General features: G+C 71.1%; 14 protein-coding genes. 9 read left to right on the top strand and 5 right to left on the bottom strand.

All coding sequences use genetic code 11. The features are described from left to right. The first annotated feature begins 79 nt into the window (after positions 1 to 79). A complete protein-coding gene (locus ACQPZG_RS12655) occupies positions 80 to 1,609 on the top strand; it encodes a ricin-type beta-trefoil lectin domain protein (RefSeq protein ID WP_433545908.1) in 1,530 nt (509 codons plus the stop codon). A 424-nt stretch (positions 1,610 to 2,033) separates the two neighbouring features. Here ACQPZG_RS12655 and ACQPZG_RS12650 read toward each other — a convergent pair whose 3' ends face one another. After that, positions 2,034 to 2,423 carry a winged helix-turn-helix transcriptional regulator gene (locus ACQPZG_RS12650; RefSeq protein WP_433545907.1) on the bottom strand — a complete coding sequence of 130 codons (390 nt, stop codon included), beginning with the start codon at positions 2,421 to 2,423 and terminating at the stop codon, positions 2,034 to 2,036. A 63-nt stretch (positions 2,424 to 2,486) separates the two neighbouring features. On the opposite strand from ACQPZG_RS12650, the gene ACQPZG_RS12645 reads away from it, so the two are divergent. Next, positions 2,487 to 3,395 carry an NAD(P)-dependent oxidoreductase gene (locus ACQPZG_RS12645; RefSeq protein ID WP_433545906.1) on the top strand — a complete coding sequence of 303 codons (909 nt, stop codon included), beginning with the start codon at positions 2,487 to 2,489 and terminating at the stop codon, positions 3,393 to 3,395. A 264-nt stretch (positions 3,396 to 3,659) separates the two neighbouring features. On the opposite strand, the gene ACQPZG_RS12640 is transcribed toward ACQPZG_RS12645, so the two are convergent. Then, positions 3,660 to 5,327 carry a fumarate hydratase gene (locus tag ACQPZG_RS12640; protein ID WP_433545905.1) on the bottom strand — a complete coding sequence of 556 codons (1,668 nt, stop codon included), beginning with the start codon at positions 5,325 to 5,327 and terminating at the stop codon, positions 3,660 to 3,662. Positions 5,328 to 5,527: 200 nt separating this feature from the next. Between ACQPZG_RS12640 and ACQPZG_RS12635 the strand changes: the two genes are divergently transcribed. Beyond that, positions 5,528 to 6,232 (top strand): DUF1707 SHOCT-like domain-containing protein, encoded by a 705-nt coding sequence (locus tag ACQPZG_RS12635; protein ID WP_433545904.1) that lies wholly within the window; start codon positions 5,528 to 5,530, stop codon positions 6,230 to 6,232. Positions 6,233 to 6,358: 126 nt separating this feature from the next. Then, positions 6,359 to 6,742, top strand: coding sequence for a WhiB family transcriptional regulator (locus ACQPZG_RS12630; RefSeq protein ID WP_433545903.1), 384 nt, complete (start codon positions 6,359 to 6,361; stop codon positions 6,740 to 6,742). Between the two features lie 75 nt (positions 6,743 to 6,817). On the opposite strand, the gene glpX is transcribed toward ACQPZG_RS12630, so the two are convergent. Beyond that, positions 6,818 to 7,849 carry a class II fructose-bisphosphatase gene (glpX, locus tag ACQPZG_RS12625; RefSeq protein WP_433545902.1) on the bottom strand — a complete coding sequence of 344 codons (1,032 nt, stop codon included), beginning with the start codon at positions 7,847 to 7,849 and terminating at the stop codon, positions 6,818 to 6,820. A 192-nt stretch (positions 7,850 to 8,041) separates the two neighbouring features. On the opposite strand from glpX, the gene ACQPZG_RS12620 reads away from it, so the two are divergent. Next, positions 8,042 to 8,620 carry a DUF4245 domain-containing protein gene (locus ACQPZG_RS12620; RefSeq protein WP_433545901.1) on the top strand — a complete coding sequence of 193 codons (579 nt, stop codon included), beginning with the start codon at positions 8,042 to 8,044 and terminating at the stop codon, positions 8,618 to 8,620. Positions 8,621 to 8,806: 186 nt separating this feature from the next. Here ACQPZG_RS12620 and ACQPZG_RS12615 read toward each other — a convergent pair whose 3' ends face one another. Then, the gene (locus ACQPZG_RS12615; RefSeq protein ID WP_433545900.1) at positions 8,807 to 9,397 is read right to left on the bottom strand and encodes a malonic semialdehyde reductase; all 591 of its coding nucleotides are present in this window, start codon (positions 9,395 to 9,397) and stop codon (positions 8,807 to 8,809) included. 230 nt (positions 9,398 to 9,627) lie between these two features. On the opposite strand from ACQPZG_RS12615, the gene ACQPZG_RS12610 reads away from it, so the two are divergent. Then, positions 9,628 to 10,428, top strand: coding sequence for a (2Fe-2S)-binding protein (locus tag ACQPZG_RS12610; RefSeq protein ID WP_433545899.1), 801 nt, complete (start codon positions 9,628 to 9,630; stop codon positions 10,426 to 10,428). Positions 10,429 to 10,522: 94 nt separating this feature from the next. On the opposite strand, the gene ACQPZG_RS12605 is transcribed toward ACQPZG_RS12610, so the two are convergent. Next, a complete protein-coding gene (locus ACQPZG_RS12605) occupies positions 10,523 to 11,536 on the bottom strand; it encodes an ABC transporter substrate-binding protein (RefSeq protein ID WP_433545898.1) in 1,014 nt (337 codons plus the stop codon). 56 nt (positions 11,537 to 11,592) lie between these two features. On the opposite strand from ACQPZG_RS12605, the gene ACQPZG_RS12600 reads away from it, so the two are divergent. From ACQPZG_RS12600 to ACQPZG_RS12590, 3 genes are read left to right on the top strand one after another with little or no spacing between them, the layout of a single operon-like run. Then, the gene (locus ACQPZG_RS12600) at positions 11,593 to 12,672 is read left to right on the top strand and encodes a FecCD family ABC transporter permease (protein WP_433545897.1); all 1,080 of its coding nucleotides are present in this window, start codon (positions 11,593 to 11,595) and stop codon (positions 12,670 to 12,672) included. Positions 12,673 to 12,698: 26 nt separating this feature from the next. Beyond that, the gene (locus ACQPZG_RS12595; protein ID WP_433545896.1) at positions 12,699 to 13,811 is read left to right on the top strand and encodes a FecCD family ABC transporter permease; all 1,113 of its coding nucleotides are present in this window, start codon (positions 12,699 to 12,701) and stop codon (positions 13,809 to 13,811) included. Beyond that, positions 13,808 to 14,668 (top strand): ABC transporter ATP-binding protein, encoded by an 861-nt coding sequence (locus ACQPZG_RS12590; RefSeq protein ID WP_433545895.1) that lies wholly within the window; start codon positions 13,808 to 13,810, stop codon positions 14,666 to 14,668. Before ACQPZG_RS12595 ends, ACQPZG_RS12590 begins: the two co-directional genes overlap by 4 nt. Positions 14,669 to 14,757: the final 89 nt, after the last annotated feature.

The following is a 14,757-nucleotide window of genomic DNA, read 5'->3' as shown; positions in this document are numbered from 1 at the left end:
CGGTTGTCTTGTCCTGGGTATTCCCATCTGGGCTACCGGCCAGTAAATACCTCGGGTAACCACCACCCGGGGAGGCGCAATGCCGCGCACCAGGTTCAGATTCCGCAGCACTCTCGCCGTGACCGCCGCACTCGCGGTGGCCGTCGGCGGCATGACGGCGACCACCGCCGCCGCAGCCGACGACGGCATGGCCGGGGCAGCCGCACCGTCCACCCCCCTCCCGCCCGAACTGGAGGCCATCCGCGCCGCGGAGGCGACCAAGCTGTACGGCAGCCCCGCCGAACGGCCCATGGACCAGCGGAAGACCGGGCTCATCTCGCTCGGCGACAGCGAGATCTCCGGCGAGGGCGTCGGCACCTACGAACCGCCCACCAACGGGCCCACGAACTGGTGCCACCGCTCGCCGGACGCCGCGATCCACCGGACCGCCATCCCCGCGGACGTGACGTACAACGTCTCCTGCTCGGGCGGTGCCACCGGAAACATCCGGATCGGCGGCAGCAAGCAGTACGCCGACGAGCTCGTACAGAGCGACAGCCTCGCCATCAAGGCCCGCAACACGAAGATCAAGATGGTGCTGCTGGTCGCCGGGGCCAACGACGACCTCCAGTTCGGCCCCGTCATGACCGACTGCGTGGTCCGGTACCTCACCCTCCAGGGCCCGTGCGAGAGCAAGTACGCCGCCGGCTGGCAGGCCCGCGTGGACGGGCTCGTGCCCAAGGTCGAGCAGACCGTCCGCGACCTGCGGACGACCATGACCGGCGCCGGGTACGCCGACTCCGACTACAAGCTCGTCGTGATGAGCTACCCGAGCCCCATCGGCCCCGACTTCAAGGACAACCCCCGCTTCCCCGGCAAGGTCGCCTGCGGCGGCCTCGGCTACGACTCCGACACCGCCTGGGGCCGCAACATCGCCGTCCCCGCCTTCGAGCGCGGCATCCGCAAGGCCGCGGCCTCCACCGGCGCCACCTACCTCGACAACTCGCGCCTCTTCCACGGCCACGAGGTCTGCATGGATGACGCCTGGGCGCGCGGCCTCTACATCGACCTCTCCAAGCCGGGCCTGCCGGACGAGAACTCCGTCCGGCAGTCCTTCCACCCCAACATCCGCGGCCACGCCGCCTTCGCCTCCTGCCTCACCCAGCTCTACCGCTCCGGTCTGCGTGAAGCCGGTTGCGCCGACCCCGCGTCCACGGGCAACGCCGTCCTCACCCCCGGCGCGTGGGACGACGCGTACAAACCGCTGAGGAACACCGGGACCGGCACGTGCGTCGACGTGCCCGCCTCCGTCACCCGCAACGGCACGGCCGTCGGCGGCTGGGACTGCCACGGCGGACGCAACCAGGGCTGGTGGTACGACACCGCCCAGAAGTCGCTGCGCACCGAACTGAGCCACGACCGCTGCCTGGACGTGCCCGGCGCCAAGTACGAGCCCGGCGCGGGACTGGTGGTCTGGAACTGCTCGGGAGCCGCCAACCAGCAGTTCGTACGGCAGGGCAGCACGCTGCGTCCGGCCGCCGCGAGCAACCTGTGCGTCACCCTGTCCGCCGCCAAGGACCCGCTGAGACTGCGGGCCTGCGACGGCTCGGCGGGCCAGCAGTTCGCCTGACCCCTGCCTCGGGAGCAGGAGCGGAAGAACCTCCGGTGACGGGACGCGGCCCTCGCTGCGCCCCGGCGCCCTGTCGGCCCCGGCGGCCTTCCCGCACCCACGCGGGGAGGGCGCCGGGGCCGCTCGCCGTCGTGCGCGGACCGCCGTTGTGCGCGGACCGCCGTTGTGCGTTGTGCACGGACCGCTGTGGTGCGCGGACCGCCGCCCGGACGCGGGAGGCGGGCGCGAGGGGTGCGGACGCGGAGACGGCGCGACGGACCCCGGCGCGAGGCACGGACGCGCGGAGGCACGGACGGGTGCGGAGGCACGGACGGGCGCGGATGCTCGGACCTCCGCGCGTCCTTACATGCGGGTAACCACCCACCTCTTTGTGCGTACTTGAAGGTCCCGCCCGCCGGGGGGAGGCTGGGGACATCCCCGCCCCCTACCCGGAAGCCGAGGACGCCACCCCGCTCAACTCCCTCTCACTCTCGTCCAGTTCGGCCAGCTTGAGCAGACGACGCTGACCCCACGCGCCCAACGGCGCCAGTGCCTCGTTCAACTCCTGTCCGAACTCCGTCAGGGAGTACTCGACGCGCGGCACCGCCGTGTCCGCGTACACCTCCCGGTGCACGACCAGGTCGGCCTCCAGCTCACGCAGTTGCTCGGTGAGCACCTTCTCGCTGATGCCCGGAAGCTCCCGCCGGGTCTCCCCGAAACGGCGCGGCCTCTCGTGCAGCGCCCACAGGATCAACACCTTCCACTTGCCGTCGACGACGTCGATCGCCGCGTCCAACCCGCACTGGTACGGCAGGTTCTTCACCTCAACACCCACCCCTCGTCTCCGCATGCCCGCACGCCATGACCACGCATGCCTTCGCCACGTCTGGAATCCATCATGAACGCCACCACTGACAACGCCGTAGACGCCTCCGTGAAAGCGCCCGTCACCGTCCTTGGGCTCGGCCCCATGGGTCAGGCCCTCGCCCGTGCCTTCCTCGCGGCGGGACATCCCACCACCGTATGGAACCGCACCGCGTCCCGGGCTGATTCCCTCGTCGCCGCGGGGGCCGTGCGCGCCGCCACCCCCGCCGAGGCGGTGCACGCCTCCGACCTGGTCGTCGTCTGCGTCCTCAACTACGAAGCGGCCCTCGCGATCCTGGACACCGCGGGCGACGCGCTCAGGGGCCGTACGGTCGTCAACCTCACCGCCGACACCCCCGGCCGCGCCCGCGAGGCGGCGGACTGGGCGCAGTCACGCGGGGTCGCCTACCTCGACGGGGCGATCATGACCCCGACCGGCACCATCGGCACCCCGCACGCGGTCTTCCTCCACAGCGGGCCGGCCGACGCGTACGAGGCACACCGGGCCACCCTCGGCGCTCTCGGCGGTACCGCGACCCACCTCGGCGCGGACCCCACACGCGCCGCCTCCCACGAGGTGGCCCTCCTCGACCTGTGGTGGACGTCGATCAGCGGACTCGTGCACAGTTTCGGGCTCGCCCGCGCGTACGGGGTGGCCGCGACCGACCTGGCCCCCTTCGCCAAGGACATCGGGAACCTCGTCACCGGTTTCGTCGACGAGTTGGCGAAGGACGCCGACGCGGGGGAGTACCCGGGCGACGAGAGCGACCTCGCCTCGGCCGCCACCGCCATGGACCACATCGCCCACGCCACCGAGGAGGCCGGACTGGACGCGACGGTGCTCCGGGCGGCCCAGAACGTCGCGGACCGAGCGGTCGCCGCGGGCCACGGCCGGGAGAGCATGCTCGGCATGCTGGCCGCGATCACCCGCCCGACCCCGTGACACACGCCCTGCGTCAGTTCCCCTCGGGCGGCGGGGCCGCACTCCGCCGGCCCTTGGGCTTTGCCCCCGCCGTGTGAGGGCGGGGCGTGCGGGGGTGGCGGGGCGTGGGCGGGGGTGCGCCTTCGGTGGGGGGCCGCCCCCTTGCCCGACCGTTCCGCCCCGGGGGAGCGGCCCCGCCGCCCAAGGGGGCAGGGGAGGACGGCCTGCGGCCCCGGCGCCCAAGGGGGCTGTCGGGGGGCAGGCCCGAAGGCCCCCCGACAACCCCTAAGCCATCCCCGGCCCCCGCACCGGGATGCTCGTCACCAGCGGCGCCGCCGCCGGTGCCGTGAAGAAGTCATTGCCCTTGTCGTCGACCACGACGAAGGCCGGGAAGTCCTCGACCTCGATCTTCCACACGGCCTCCATCCCCAGCTCCTCGTACTCGACGACCTCGACCTTCTTGATGCAGTCCTGGGCGAGGCGGGCCGCCGGGCCGCCGATGGAGCCCAGGTAGAAACCGCCGTGCGTGCCGCACGCCTCGGTGACCTGCTTCGACCTGTTGCCCTTGGCCAGCATCACCTTGGAGCCGCCCGCAGCCTGGAACTGCTCGACGTAGGAGTCCATCCGCCCGGCCGTCGTGGGGCCGAAGGAACCGGAGGCGTAGCCCTCGGGCGTCTTCGCCGGACCGGCGTAGTACACCGGGTGGTCCTTCAGGTACTGCGGCATCTCCTCGCCCGCGTCCAGCCGCTCCTTGATCTTGGCGTGCGCGATGTCGCGGGCGACGACCAGCGGGCCGGTGAGCGAGAGCCGGGTCTTGACCGGGTACTTGGTCAGCTCGGCGAGGACCTCGTCCATGGGCCGGTTGAGGTCGATCCGGACGACCTCGTCCTCGGTGTCCAGGTGCTCGTCCGTCGTGTCCGGCAGGAACCGCGCCGGGTCCTTCTCCAGCTCCTCCAGGAAGACCCCTTCGGCGGTGATCTTCGCGGTGGCCTGGCGGTCCGCCGAGCAGGAGACGGCGATGGCCACCGGCAGCGACGCCCCGTGCCGCGGCAGCCGCACCACGCGCACGTCGTGGCAGAAGTACTTGCCGCCGAACTGCGCGCCGATCCCGATCCTCTGCGTCAGCTCGAAGACCTTCTTCTCCAGCTCCTGGTCCCGGAAGCCGTGCCCGGTCGGCGAACCCTCGGACGGCAGCTCGTCCAGGTAGTGCGCGGACGCGTACTTCGCGGTCTTCAGGGCGAACTCGGCGCTCGTGCCGCCGACCACGATCGCCAGGTGGTACGGCGGGCAGGCGGCGGTTCCCAGCGACCGGATCTTCTCCTCCAGGAACTTCATCATGGAGGACTCGTTGAGCACCGCCTTCGTCTCCTGGTAGAGGAACGACTTGTTGGCGGAGCCGCCGCCCTTCGCCATGAACAGGAACTTGTACGCGCCGCCGTCGGTCGCGTACAGCTCGATCTGCGCGGGCAGGTTCGAGCCCGTGTTCTTCTCGTCCCACATGGTCAGCGGGGCCATCTGCGAGTACCGCAGGTTCAGCTTGGTGTAGGCGTCGAAGATGCCGTGCGACAGCGCCTCCTCGTCCCCGCCCTCGGTGAGCACGTTCTGTCCGCGCTTGCCCATGACGATCGCCGTGCCGGTGTCCTGGCACATCGGCAGGACGCCCGCGGCCGCGATGTTCGCGTTCTTCAGCAGGTCCAGGGCGACGAACTTGTCGTTCCCGGACGCCTCCGGGTCGTCGATGATGCGGCGCAGCTGGGCGAGGTGGGCGGGGCGCAGGTAGTGCGAGATGTCGTGCATCGCCTCGGCGGCGAGGGTGCGCAGCGCCTCGGGTGCGACCTTGAGGAACGTACGCCCGTCGGCCTCGAAGGTGGAGACACCCTCGGAGGTCACCAGCCGGTACGGCGTGGAGTCCTCTCCCAGCGGCAGCAGATCGGAGTACTCGAACTCTGGCATTACGGCCAATCCCTCACTAGGCAGGCGGACAGCGGCCCACGCCTCCGTTGGCGCACCGCGCCCACCAGCGTATGACGCGCGGGCGGCGGGCCGCGGGTGAGGTCGGCCTCACCCGCGTCCGGGGCCGGGCCGGCCCCGGACGGAAGCCGGTGGGCTTCGCCCCCTAGTCGCGATCTATCGCGTTTCGGTACGGTGGGGAGGTGGACCTCGAAAAGAAGCCTCAGTCGCCCCTTCAGTCCAGCGCGTCCGACCCGACGGGACAGCGGGTCCCGCTCCGTGCCTCCGACGCCGATCGCGACCGCGTCGCGGACATCCTGCGGGACGCCATGGCTGAGGGCCGTCTCGACGCCGAGGAGCACGGCGAGCGCGTCGACGCCCTCTACCGGGCCAAGACGCAGGCCGAACTGGAGCCTCTGGTGCGGGACTTGCCCGCCCCCGGCGACAGCCGCCGGTCCTCGCCCGGCGGTGCCCCCGCGGCGGCGTACGACCCGCACGGAACCGGAGTCGACGGTCTGCCGGTGACCGACAGCCTCGTCGCCGTGCTCAGCAGCTCGACCCGCAAGGGCCGTTGGCGCATCGCGCCCCGCACGCGCGCCTTCGCGTTCTTCGGCAACGTCGAGATCGACCTCACCGAGGCCCTGTTCTCCCAGCGCCTGACCACCATCGACGCCACCGCGGTCTTCGGCAACGTCGAGGTCCGCGTGCCGGAGAACATCACGCTGCGCGGCAACGGCAACGGGATCCTCGGCAACTTCGAGGTCCGTACGCTGGAGGCCGCCGACCCCGAGGCGCCCGTCGTCGTCGTCAACGGATACTCCGTGTTCGGCAACATCGAGGCGAAGCCCAAGCGCGGCAAGCTCATCGCCGACCTGCACGATCGTCTGCGCAAACACCTCGGACACTGACAATCGGGACGGCGGCTTCCTTGACGCGTACTGGACATGGTTCGAAACCCTGTGCATAGGCGTCGGCACAGCGGGTAGGGACTGCGCATCGTCGCTCGCTCGCGAAGCCGTCGTCAGGAGTAGACCGTGCTGCAACCGCCGCATCAGTCCTTGCAGGTCGCCGCCGTGCCCGCGCAGCGCGCGCCGGTACCGGTCCGTGATCAGCGGGACCAGGCCGGCCCCTGGCACACGGAGGCGGTGTGCCGCCGGGACGAAGCCGGGCTGTTCTTCGCCCCGTCGAAGGAGCCGACCGCCTCCCGGCTGGCCCGCGAGGAGGCCGCCAAGCGGGTCTGTGCCCGCTGTCCGGTGATGATCGAGTGCCGGGAACACGCCCTGCTCCAGCCGGAGCCGTACGGCGTCTGGGGCGGCCTCACCGCCGCTGAACGGCGCGTGGTGCTCGCCCGTCGGCGCAGGCGCGAGATGGAGCTGAAGGCGGCCCCCGGGGCCGGCGACCAGCGCATAGCGGGCTGAGCGCGCTTCACGCACACCACTGGGGGCGGCCACCTCTGCACAGAGGAAGCCGCCCCCAGTGGTGTGCGCGGCGGGTTACTTCGCGCGGTCGAAGTCGATCGCGCTGTACGCGCGCAGCTTCGAGAGGCGGTGCGTGGAGTCGATCTGGCGGATCGTGCCCGACTTGGAGCGCATGACGAGCGACTGCGTGGTGGCGGTCGCCGAGCGGTAGCGGACGCCGCGCAGGAGTTCGCCGTCGGTGATGCCGGTGGCGACGAAGAACACGTTGTCGCCGCTGACCAGGTCGGTGGTGTGCAGCACGCGGTCCAGGTCGTGACCGGCGTCCAGGGCCCGCTGACGCTCCGCCTCGTCCTTGGGCCAGAGCTTGCCCTGGATGGTGCCGCCGAGGCACTTGATGGCGCAGGCGCTGATGATGCCCTCGGGGGTGCCGCCGATGCCCATCAGGAGGTCGACGCCGGTGCCCTCCCGTACCGCCATGATCGAACCGGCGACGTCGCCGTCCGAGATGAACTTGATGCGGGCGCCGGTCTCCCGGATCTCCTTCACTATCCCCTCGTGACGGGGACGGTCCAGGATGACGACCGTGACGTCCTCGGGGGTGGAGTTCTTGGCCTTGGCGACGCGGCGGATGTTGACCGACACGGGTGCGTTGATGTCGACGAAGTCGGCGGCCTCGGGGCCCGTCACCAGCTTGTCCATGTAGAACACCGCCGACGGGTCGAACATCGTCCCGCGGTCGGCCGCCGCGAGCACGGCGATCGCGTTGGGCATGCCCTTCGCGTTCAGCGTCGTGCCGTCGATCGGGTCCACCGCGATGTCGACCTCGGCGCCGGTGCCGTCGCCGATCCGCTCCCCGTTGAAGAGCATCGGCGCTTCGTCCTTCTCGCCCTCGCCGATCACGACGACGCCGTTCATGGACACGGTCGAGACGAGGGTGCGCATGGCGTTCACCGCCGCGCCGTCCGCACCGATCTTGTCGCCGCGGCCGACCCAGCGCCCGGCGGCCATGGCGGCGGCCTCCGTGACGCGGACGAGCTCAAGGGCCAGGTTGCGGTCGGGGGCCTCGGCGGGAACATCGAGCGGTGAGGGGAGCTGGTGCTCGGTCATCGGGTGCGCACCTTTCTGTACGGGCTACGGCGGCGACGGCCGGTGGAGGTACCGGGAGGGCCCGGAAACCAGGATGAGGACGGTCCTGTGACTCTATCCGTACATCGACAAAATGAGCAGAGCGGGGCACGTATGAGCGGCATGTCCGGCACGTCCCGCCGACGGCCGCCCGATGGCGGGGGCCGCGGGCCGATGGGGGACCATGGAGGCGTGGCAGCAGCGAAGCGTGGCAATCAGAAGATCCGGGACATGGTGCTCTCGATGGCCGTCATCGGCGGTGTGGTCGCCCTCGTCTACACCGTGATCCCGCACGACGAGGACGCCGACCCCCTCAAGACGGTCGACTACCGCGTCGAAATCACCACCGCACAGCGTTCCGCCCCCTACCCGGTGCTCGCCCCGCAGGGCCTGCCCGAGGAGTGGCGCGCGACCTCGGTGACGTACCGCGGCAACGAGAACAAGGCCTGGCACCTGGGCTTCCTGGACCCGGACTCGGAGTACGTCGCGGTCGAGCAGTCCACCGCCGACCCCGCGAAGTACGTGCCGAAGGTCACCTTCTCGGCGAAGGACAGCGGCCGGACCACGCAGGCCGGCGGTGCGACCTGGCAGGTCTGGAAGGGCGAGAAGTACGACGCCCTGGTGCGTACCGACAAGAACGCCACGACGGTCGTCCTCGGCACGGCGTCGGACGAGCGGCTGGCGGAGATGGCCGCCGCCCTGAAGCCGCACCGGTCGGAGCCCACGGGGTCCCCGGAGCCGAAGAAGTCCTAGCGGACGCGGTCGCCCCGGGTGCGGGAAGGGGCGGGGAAAGGCCGCCGCGCCCTCCGGGGCGGGTACGGGGAAGGCCCGCCGCGCCCTCCGGTGCCGGTACGGGAAAGGGCCGCCGCGCCCTCCGGTGCCGGTACGGGAAGGGCCGCCGCACCCTCCGGTGCGACGGCCCCTGTGTACCGCTCGTGCTCAGACGGTCGTGATGACCTCGTCGTAGGCCAGGCGCGGGGAGCGGGGGAACCAGGGGTTCTCGCCCGGCTTGCCGATGTTGACGACCATCAGCGGGGTGTGGTCGTCGTCCAGGAACTCCTTCTGGACGCCCGCGAAGTCGAAGCCGGTCATCGGGCCCGCGGCCAGACCGGCGGCGCGCACGCCGATGAGGAAGTAGCCGGCCTGGAGGGTGCCGTTGACCAGGGCGGCCTGCTCGCGGACCGGGCGCTCGGCGAAGAAGGCGTCCTTGGCCTGCGGGAAGTGCGGGAAGAGCGCCGGGAGCTCCTCGTGGAACTCGTTGTCGGCGGACAGGATGGCGACCAGCGGGGCGGTGGCGGTCTTCGGCCGGTTGCCCTCGGCCATCAGGCCCACGAGGCGCTCGCGGGCCTCGGGGGAGCGGACCAGGGTGATGCGCAGCGGCGACTGGTTGAACGCGGTCGGGCCGTACTTGACCAGGTCGTAGATCGCCTGGACCTGCTCCTCGGTCACCGGCTCGTCGGAGAACGTGTTGGCGGTGCGGGCCTCGCGGAAGAGGAGGTCCTGGGCGGCGGGGTCAAGAACGAGGGACATGCGTCGTGCCTTCCGGATGTGCGGTGGATCAAGCGATGCCGATACCGTACCCCCGTTTTAGGTTAAGTTTCAACTAATCGCTTGGTCGTGACGGGGGTCACGCGGCGAGGTGCCGCCCTGGTCACCGCCGTGGGTCGCCCCTGGGGCGCACGGGGTGGGTGGGTTTGATTTGCCGTGACGGGGCAGCTGGTAATAATGAGGGAAGGCTTACCTAATGATTAGGGATGCGCATGCCACTCGCAGTCACCTCCCCCATGCGAAGTACCGCGCTGCTTGCCGACGTCTACCGCCGATTGCGCACCGCCTCCCCGCTGCTGGACATCGAAGCGGGGTCTCCCGGGCCGGAGGGCGGCTGGATCACCGCGCGGCGGCTGGCCGAGGACGAGGGCGTGCTGGAGCTGCTCGTCGCGGCCGAGGAGTTGCGCATCCGGGACGTCTACGGGGTGCGGGCGCGGCGTGACGTCGCCGCCACCTGGGTGCTGCACCGGTACGCGTTCACCGCTGTGCTCGCGATGAGCGGCCCCTGGTACCTGGACCGCAGGGTGCCGCGGCTCACGCCGGACGCGGTCGCCTACGACTGGCGGACGCGCGCGATCGCGGTGGCCGGGGCGGAGGGCGTGAGCTGTCTGCCCGGGGATCCCGCCGCACAGTCGCCCGGAGTGCGTACCGTCGCCGACGAGGAGGCGCTGCGGGCGGAGTTGCGCGCTGCCGTGGCCGCTCACCTGGCCCCCGTCCTGGACGCGTTCCGGCCGGTGATGCGCCGCGGGGACCGCGCGCTGTGGGGCATGGCGACCGACGAACTCGCCGAGGGGATCTGGCACTTGGGGCGGGTACTGGGCGATCGGCGTGCGGCCGTCGAAGCCGCCGAGGCACTGCTGCCCGGCGGCACGGCCCCGTACTCCGGCCGCGCGGGGTTCCGTGCCTCCGAGGACCCGGCCGGTGAGGCGACGCGTACGCGGGCCGGCTGCTGCTTCTTCTACACGATCCGCCCCGACGAGGTCTGCGACACCTGCCCGCGGCTCTCGCGCTGACGGACGGCAGGCACCCACCGAGCCGGAGCGAGCAGGGGAACGGGCTGTGGGGCCGGACGTCGCCCGGCCCCACAGCCCGTGTTCCGTCCGGCGGTTACGCCTTCGCGGCGTCCACCTTGTACGCCTTGGCGACGTCGTCCAGCACGGCGTTCGCGCCGTACAGGCCCACGGCGCTCATCCAGATCTTGTCGTCGACCTCGTGGATGGTGCCCTTGAGCTGCTTCCAGAGCGGGTTCGCCTGGAACTTCTCCTTCGTCTTCTTGCTCAGGCCCGCCTCGTCGGCGTACAGAGAGATGAAGATGTCGTCGGCATCCATCTTCTTGATCTCCTCGTCGGAGATCTCCGTGTTGAAGCCGGTGCCGGTCGCGGCCGCCGGCTTGCCGAACCCGAGGTCCTTCACGATGACGCCGGCGTAGGTGTCCTCCTTGTAGATGCGGGTCGGTCCGTCGACGAACCGGACCACCGACACCTCGGGGTTGGCGCCCTCGGCCTTGCGGACCGAGTCGCCGATCGTCTTGGCGCGCTTCTCGAAGTCCTGGACCTTCTGCTTGGCCAGGTCCTCCTTGCCGAGGGCCTTGCCGACGAGCTGGACGTTGTCCTTCCACGTGCCGCCGGTGGTCTCCGAGAAGACCGTGGGAGCGATGCCGCTGAGCTGCTTGTACAGCTTCTCGTGGCGGACCTTGGCCGAAAGGATGAGATCGGGCTTCAGTGCGATGATCTTTTCGAGGCTGGGCTCCTCAAGGGTGCCGACCGGGGTGGCCTTCGGCGCGAACTTCTGCGTGTCGGCGCCGAAGTAGGCCGGCAGCTTGTCCCCGCCGCCCGACAGGGTCGTGAAGCCCACGACCTCGGCCTCCAGTGCGAGGGAGGCGTCCACGAAGGTCATGTCGAGAGCGACGACCCGCTTGGGCTGCGTCTTCAGCTCCGCCGAGCCCATGGCGTGCGTGACCGTGCGAGGGTACGCGGAGTCCGAAGCCGCCGGGGACTTGGCGTCCTTGCTGTCGTTCTTCTTGTCCGCGTCGCCGCCGCAGGCGGCGGTGGCGAGCAGACCCACGGCGATGGCGGCGGCGGTGGCTGTACGGCTGAAACGGCTGACCCAACGGGTTTTCATGGGCGGATCCCTTCTTCACTGACCAGAGCGATGCAAGGATAGGCTCACCTAACTAAATGTTTTCGGCCACGGAGGAGATCGTGACCCAAGCGCTACCTGCGCCCCCGTCCACGGAGGCACCACGCGGCGTGGCGCTCCGTCATGCCCGGCGACACTTGCTGGGGCTGCTCGTGCTGTCCGGGATGCTGGTGGCGGCGATCCTGCTGAGCATCGTCTTCGGTACCAAGTCCCTGAGCCTGCAACAGGTCTGGCACGGGCTGTGGAGCGCGACCGGCACCGAGGGCGACATCATCATCCGCTCGCTGCGGCTTCCGCGGACCGCCCTCGCCGTCGTCGCCGGATGCGCCCTCGGCGTCGCCGGAGCGCTGATGCAGGGTCACACCCGCAACCCGATCGCCGACCCGGTCCTGCTCGGCGTGAGCGCCGGCGCGGGCATGTTCGTCGCCGGCGCCATCTTCTTCCTCGGCGTCACCACGCTGTACGGCTACGTGTGGTTCGGCTTCGCCGGGGCGCTGCTCGCCTCCACCGCCGTCTATCTCGTCGGCACGTACGCGCGGGGCGGCGCCACGCCGGTCACTCTCGCGCTGGGCGGCGCCGCCATCCACGCGCTGTTCACCGCCCTCACCGCGGGCATGCTCGTCCTCGACGAGCAGGCCCTGGACACGTACCGGTTCTGGACCGTCGGATCGGTCGCCGGACGGCCGGCGGACATCACGCTCCAGATGCTGCCGTTCGTCGCCGTCGGCCTGCTCCTCGCGGCGGCCAACGCCCGCGGACTGAACGCCCTCTCGCTCGGCGAGGACATCGCACGCGCCCTCGGAGTGCGCGTCGCACTCACCCGGCTGACCGGGATGGCCGCGATCACCCTGCTCACCGGCGTCGCCGTCGCGGCCTGCGGGCCGATCGGGTTCGTCGGCCTGATGGCGACCCACATCGGCCGCGCCTACACCGGACCCGACTACCGGTGGGTGCTCGTGTACGCGGGGCTGCTCGGCGCCGTGCTGATGGTCGGCGCGGACGTCCTGGGCCGGGTCGTGGCCAAGCCCGGGGAGCTTCCGGTGGGCATCATGCTCGCGTTCATCGGCGCACCGGTCTTCATCTACCTCGTACGCCGCCGCAAGCCGGTGCGACTGTGAACGACGCGAACCAAGGGACACCGTCGATGCTGAAACCGTCCGCCGAGCCGACCACGCGCAGACCCCCCGAACCGTCGTCCGTCCCGGGCCGCAAGGCCGTCAGGATCGGCCCCGTCTCGGGGGTCTGGCGCGCGCGGGACGTGTTCGTCCCCCTCGCCGCGGTCCTCGCGCTGTTCGCGGCGATCGTGGTGAACACCGGCCGCGGCGACTACCCGATCTCCGTGCCGGAAGTCGTCGACGTGCTGTTCGGCGGCGGCGACTTCGCCTCCCGCATGGTGGTGCTGGAATTCCGCATGCCGCGCTCGGTGGTGGGCGCGCTGGTCGGCGCCGCGCTCGGGCTGGCCGGGGCGATCGTGCAGGGCATCTCCCGCAATCCGCTGGCCAGTCCGGACATTCTCGGCATCACCGCGGGCGCGGGTACGGGCGCGGTGGCGGTCATCGTCCTCGGCGGGGAGTACGGCAGCGTCAGCGGCCCGCTCGCCGACATCGGCGTACCGGCCGCCTCGGTGATCGGGGGGCTGCTGGCCGCCGTCCTCGTCTACCTCCTGGCCGTACGGCGCGGGCTGTCCGGCTACCGGGTCCTGCTCGTCGGCGTCGGCGTCCAGGCCGTTCTCTCCAGTCTGATCTCCTGGCTGCTGGTGAAGGCCTCGATCGTGGACGCGGGGCGGGCCATCCTCTGGCTGACCGGCAGCCTCAACGCCAGCACCTGGGACAACGCCCGTGCGGTTGGCTGGGCGCTGCTCGTACTGCTGCCCGTCGCGCTGGTGCTGTCCTTCCCCTTCGGTGCGCTGAACTTCGACGACGACACCGCCCGCGGACTGGGCGTACGGATCGACGCCGCGCGCGCAGCGCTGCTGGTGACGGCGGTCCTGCTCACGGCGACCGCGACGTCCGCCGCGGGTCCGGTCGCCTTCGTGGCGCTGGCCTGCCCCCAGCTGGCGGTGCGGCTGCTGCGTACCGGCACGCCGCCACTGCTCGCTTCGGCCCTGCTCGGGGCGGCGGTGACGGTGTGGGCCGACGTGCTGGGCCGTACCGCCTTCGGATCCATCGAGCTGCCCGTCGGCATCCTCACCGCGACGCTCGGCGCCCCCTACCTTCTCTACCTGCTCGCCCGGAGCGGAAAGGCCAAAAGGACATGACGGAGACGGTCGACATCAAGGACCTCGCAGAGCCGGGACCGGGGCAGCCCGCCGTGCGGCTGCGGGCCGAAGGGCTCACCCTGGGCTACGGCGACCGGACCGTCGTCCACGGCATCGACCTGGACATCCCGGACGGCTCGGTCACCGCGGTGATCGGCCCCAACGGGTGCGGGAAGTCGACGCTGTTGCGTTCGTTCGGCCGGCTGCTCAAGCCCCTGAGCGGTCGGGTGCTGCTCGACGGCACCTCGGTCCACGCGATGCCCACCAGGGAAGTGGCGGGTCTGGTGGGCCTGTTGCCGCAGTCGCCCACGGCCCCCGAGGGGCTCACCGTGGCCGACCTGGTGGCCCGCGGCCGCCACCCGCACCAGACCTGGTACCGGCGCTGGTCCTCCGACGACGAGAGGGCCGTCGAACGGGCGCTGCGCCGGACGGGCACGTACGAACTGGCCGAGCGGACGCTGGACGAACTGTCGGGCGGTCAGCGCCAGCGCGCGTGGATCGCCATGGCGCTGGCCCAGGACACCGAGATGCTGCTGCTCGACGAGCCGACCACCCACCTGGACCTGGCGCACCAGATCGACGTCCTGGAGCTGGTCGGCGAGCTGCACCGGGAGACCGGGCGGACCATCGTGATGGTGCTGCACGAACTGGCCCTGGCCGCGCGGTACGCCGAGCGGCTGGTGGCGATGAAGGACGGCCGGATCGTGGCCCAGGGGGCGCCCGAGGACGTCCTGACGGAGGACCTGCTGCGGGAGGTTTTCGGACTGCGGGCCCGGGTGCGGCGGGACGAGGAGAGCGGCTCCCTGCTCGTCATCCCGCTCGGCCGGGACCGCGACCGGCTGGAGGCCACCGTGTGACGTCGCCTCAAGTCGTGCTGCCGCCGCGGGGGTCGGCATTCCCCGCGGCGGGCACGACGTCCGGAACAGCTCTTCACGAAAGACGAAGG

The organism is Streptomyces sp. CA-294286, from assembly GCF_050947155.1.
Taxonomy (GTDB): Bacteria; Actinomycetota; Actinomycetes; order Streptomycetales; family Streptomycetaceae; genus Streptomyces.
This window is presented reverse-complemented; position numbering and strand designations above follow the sequence as displayed.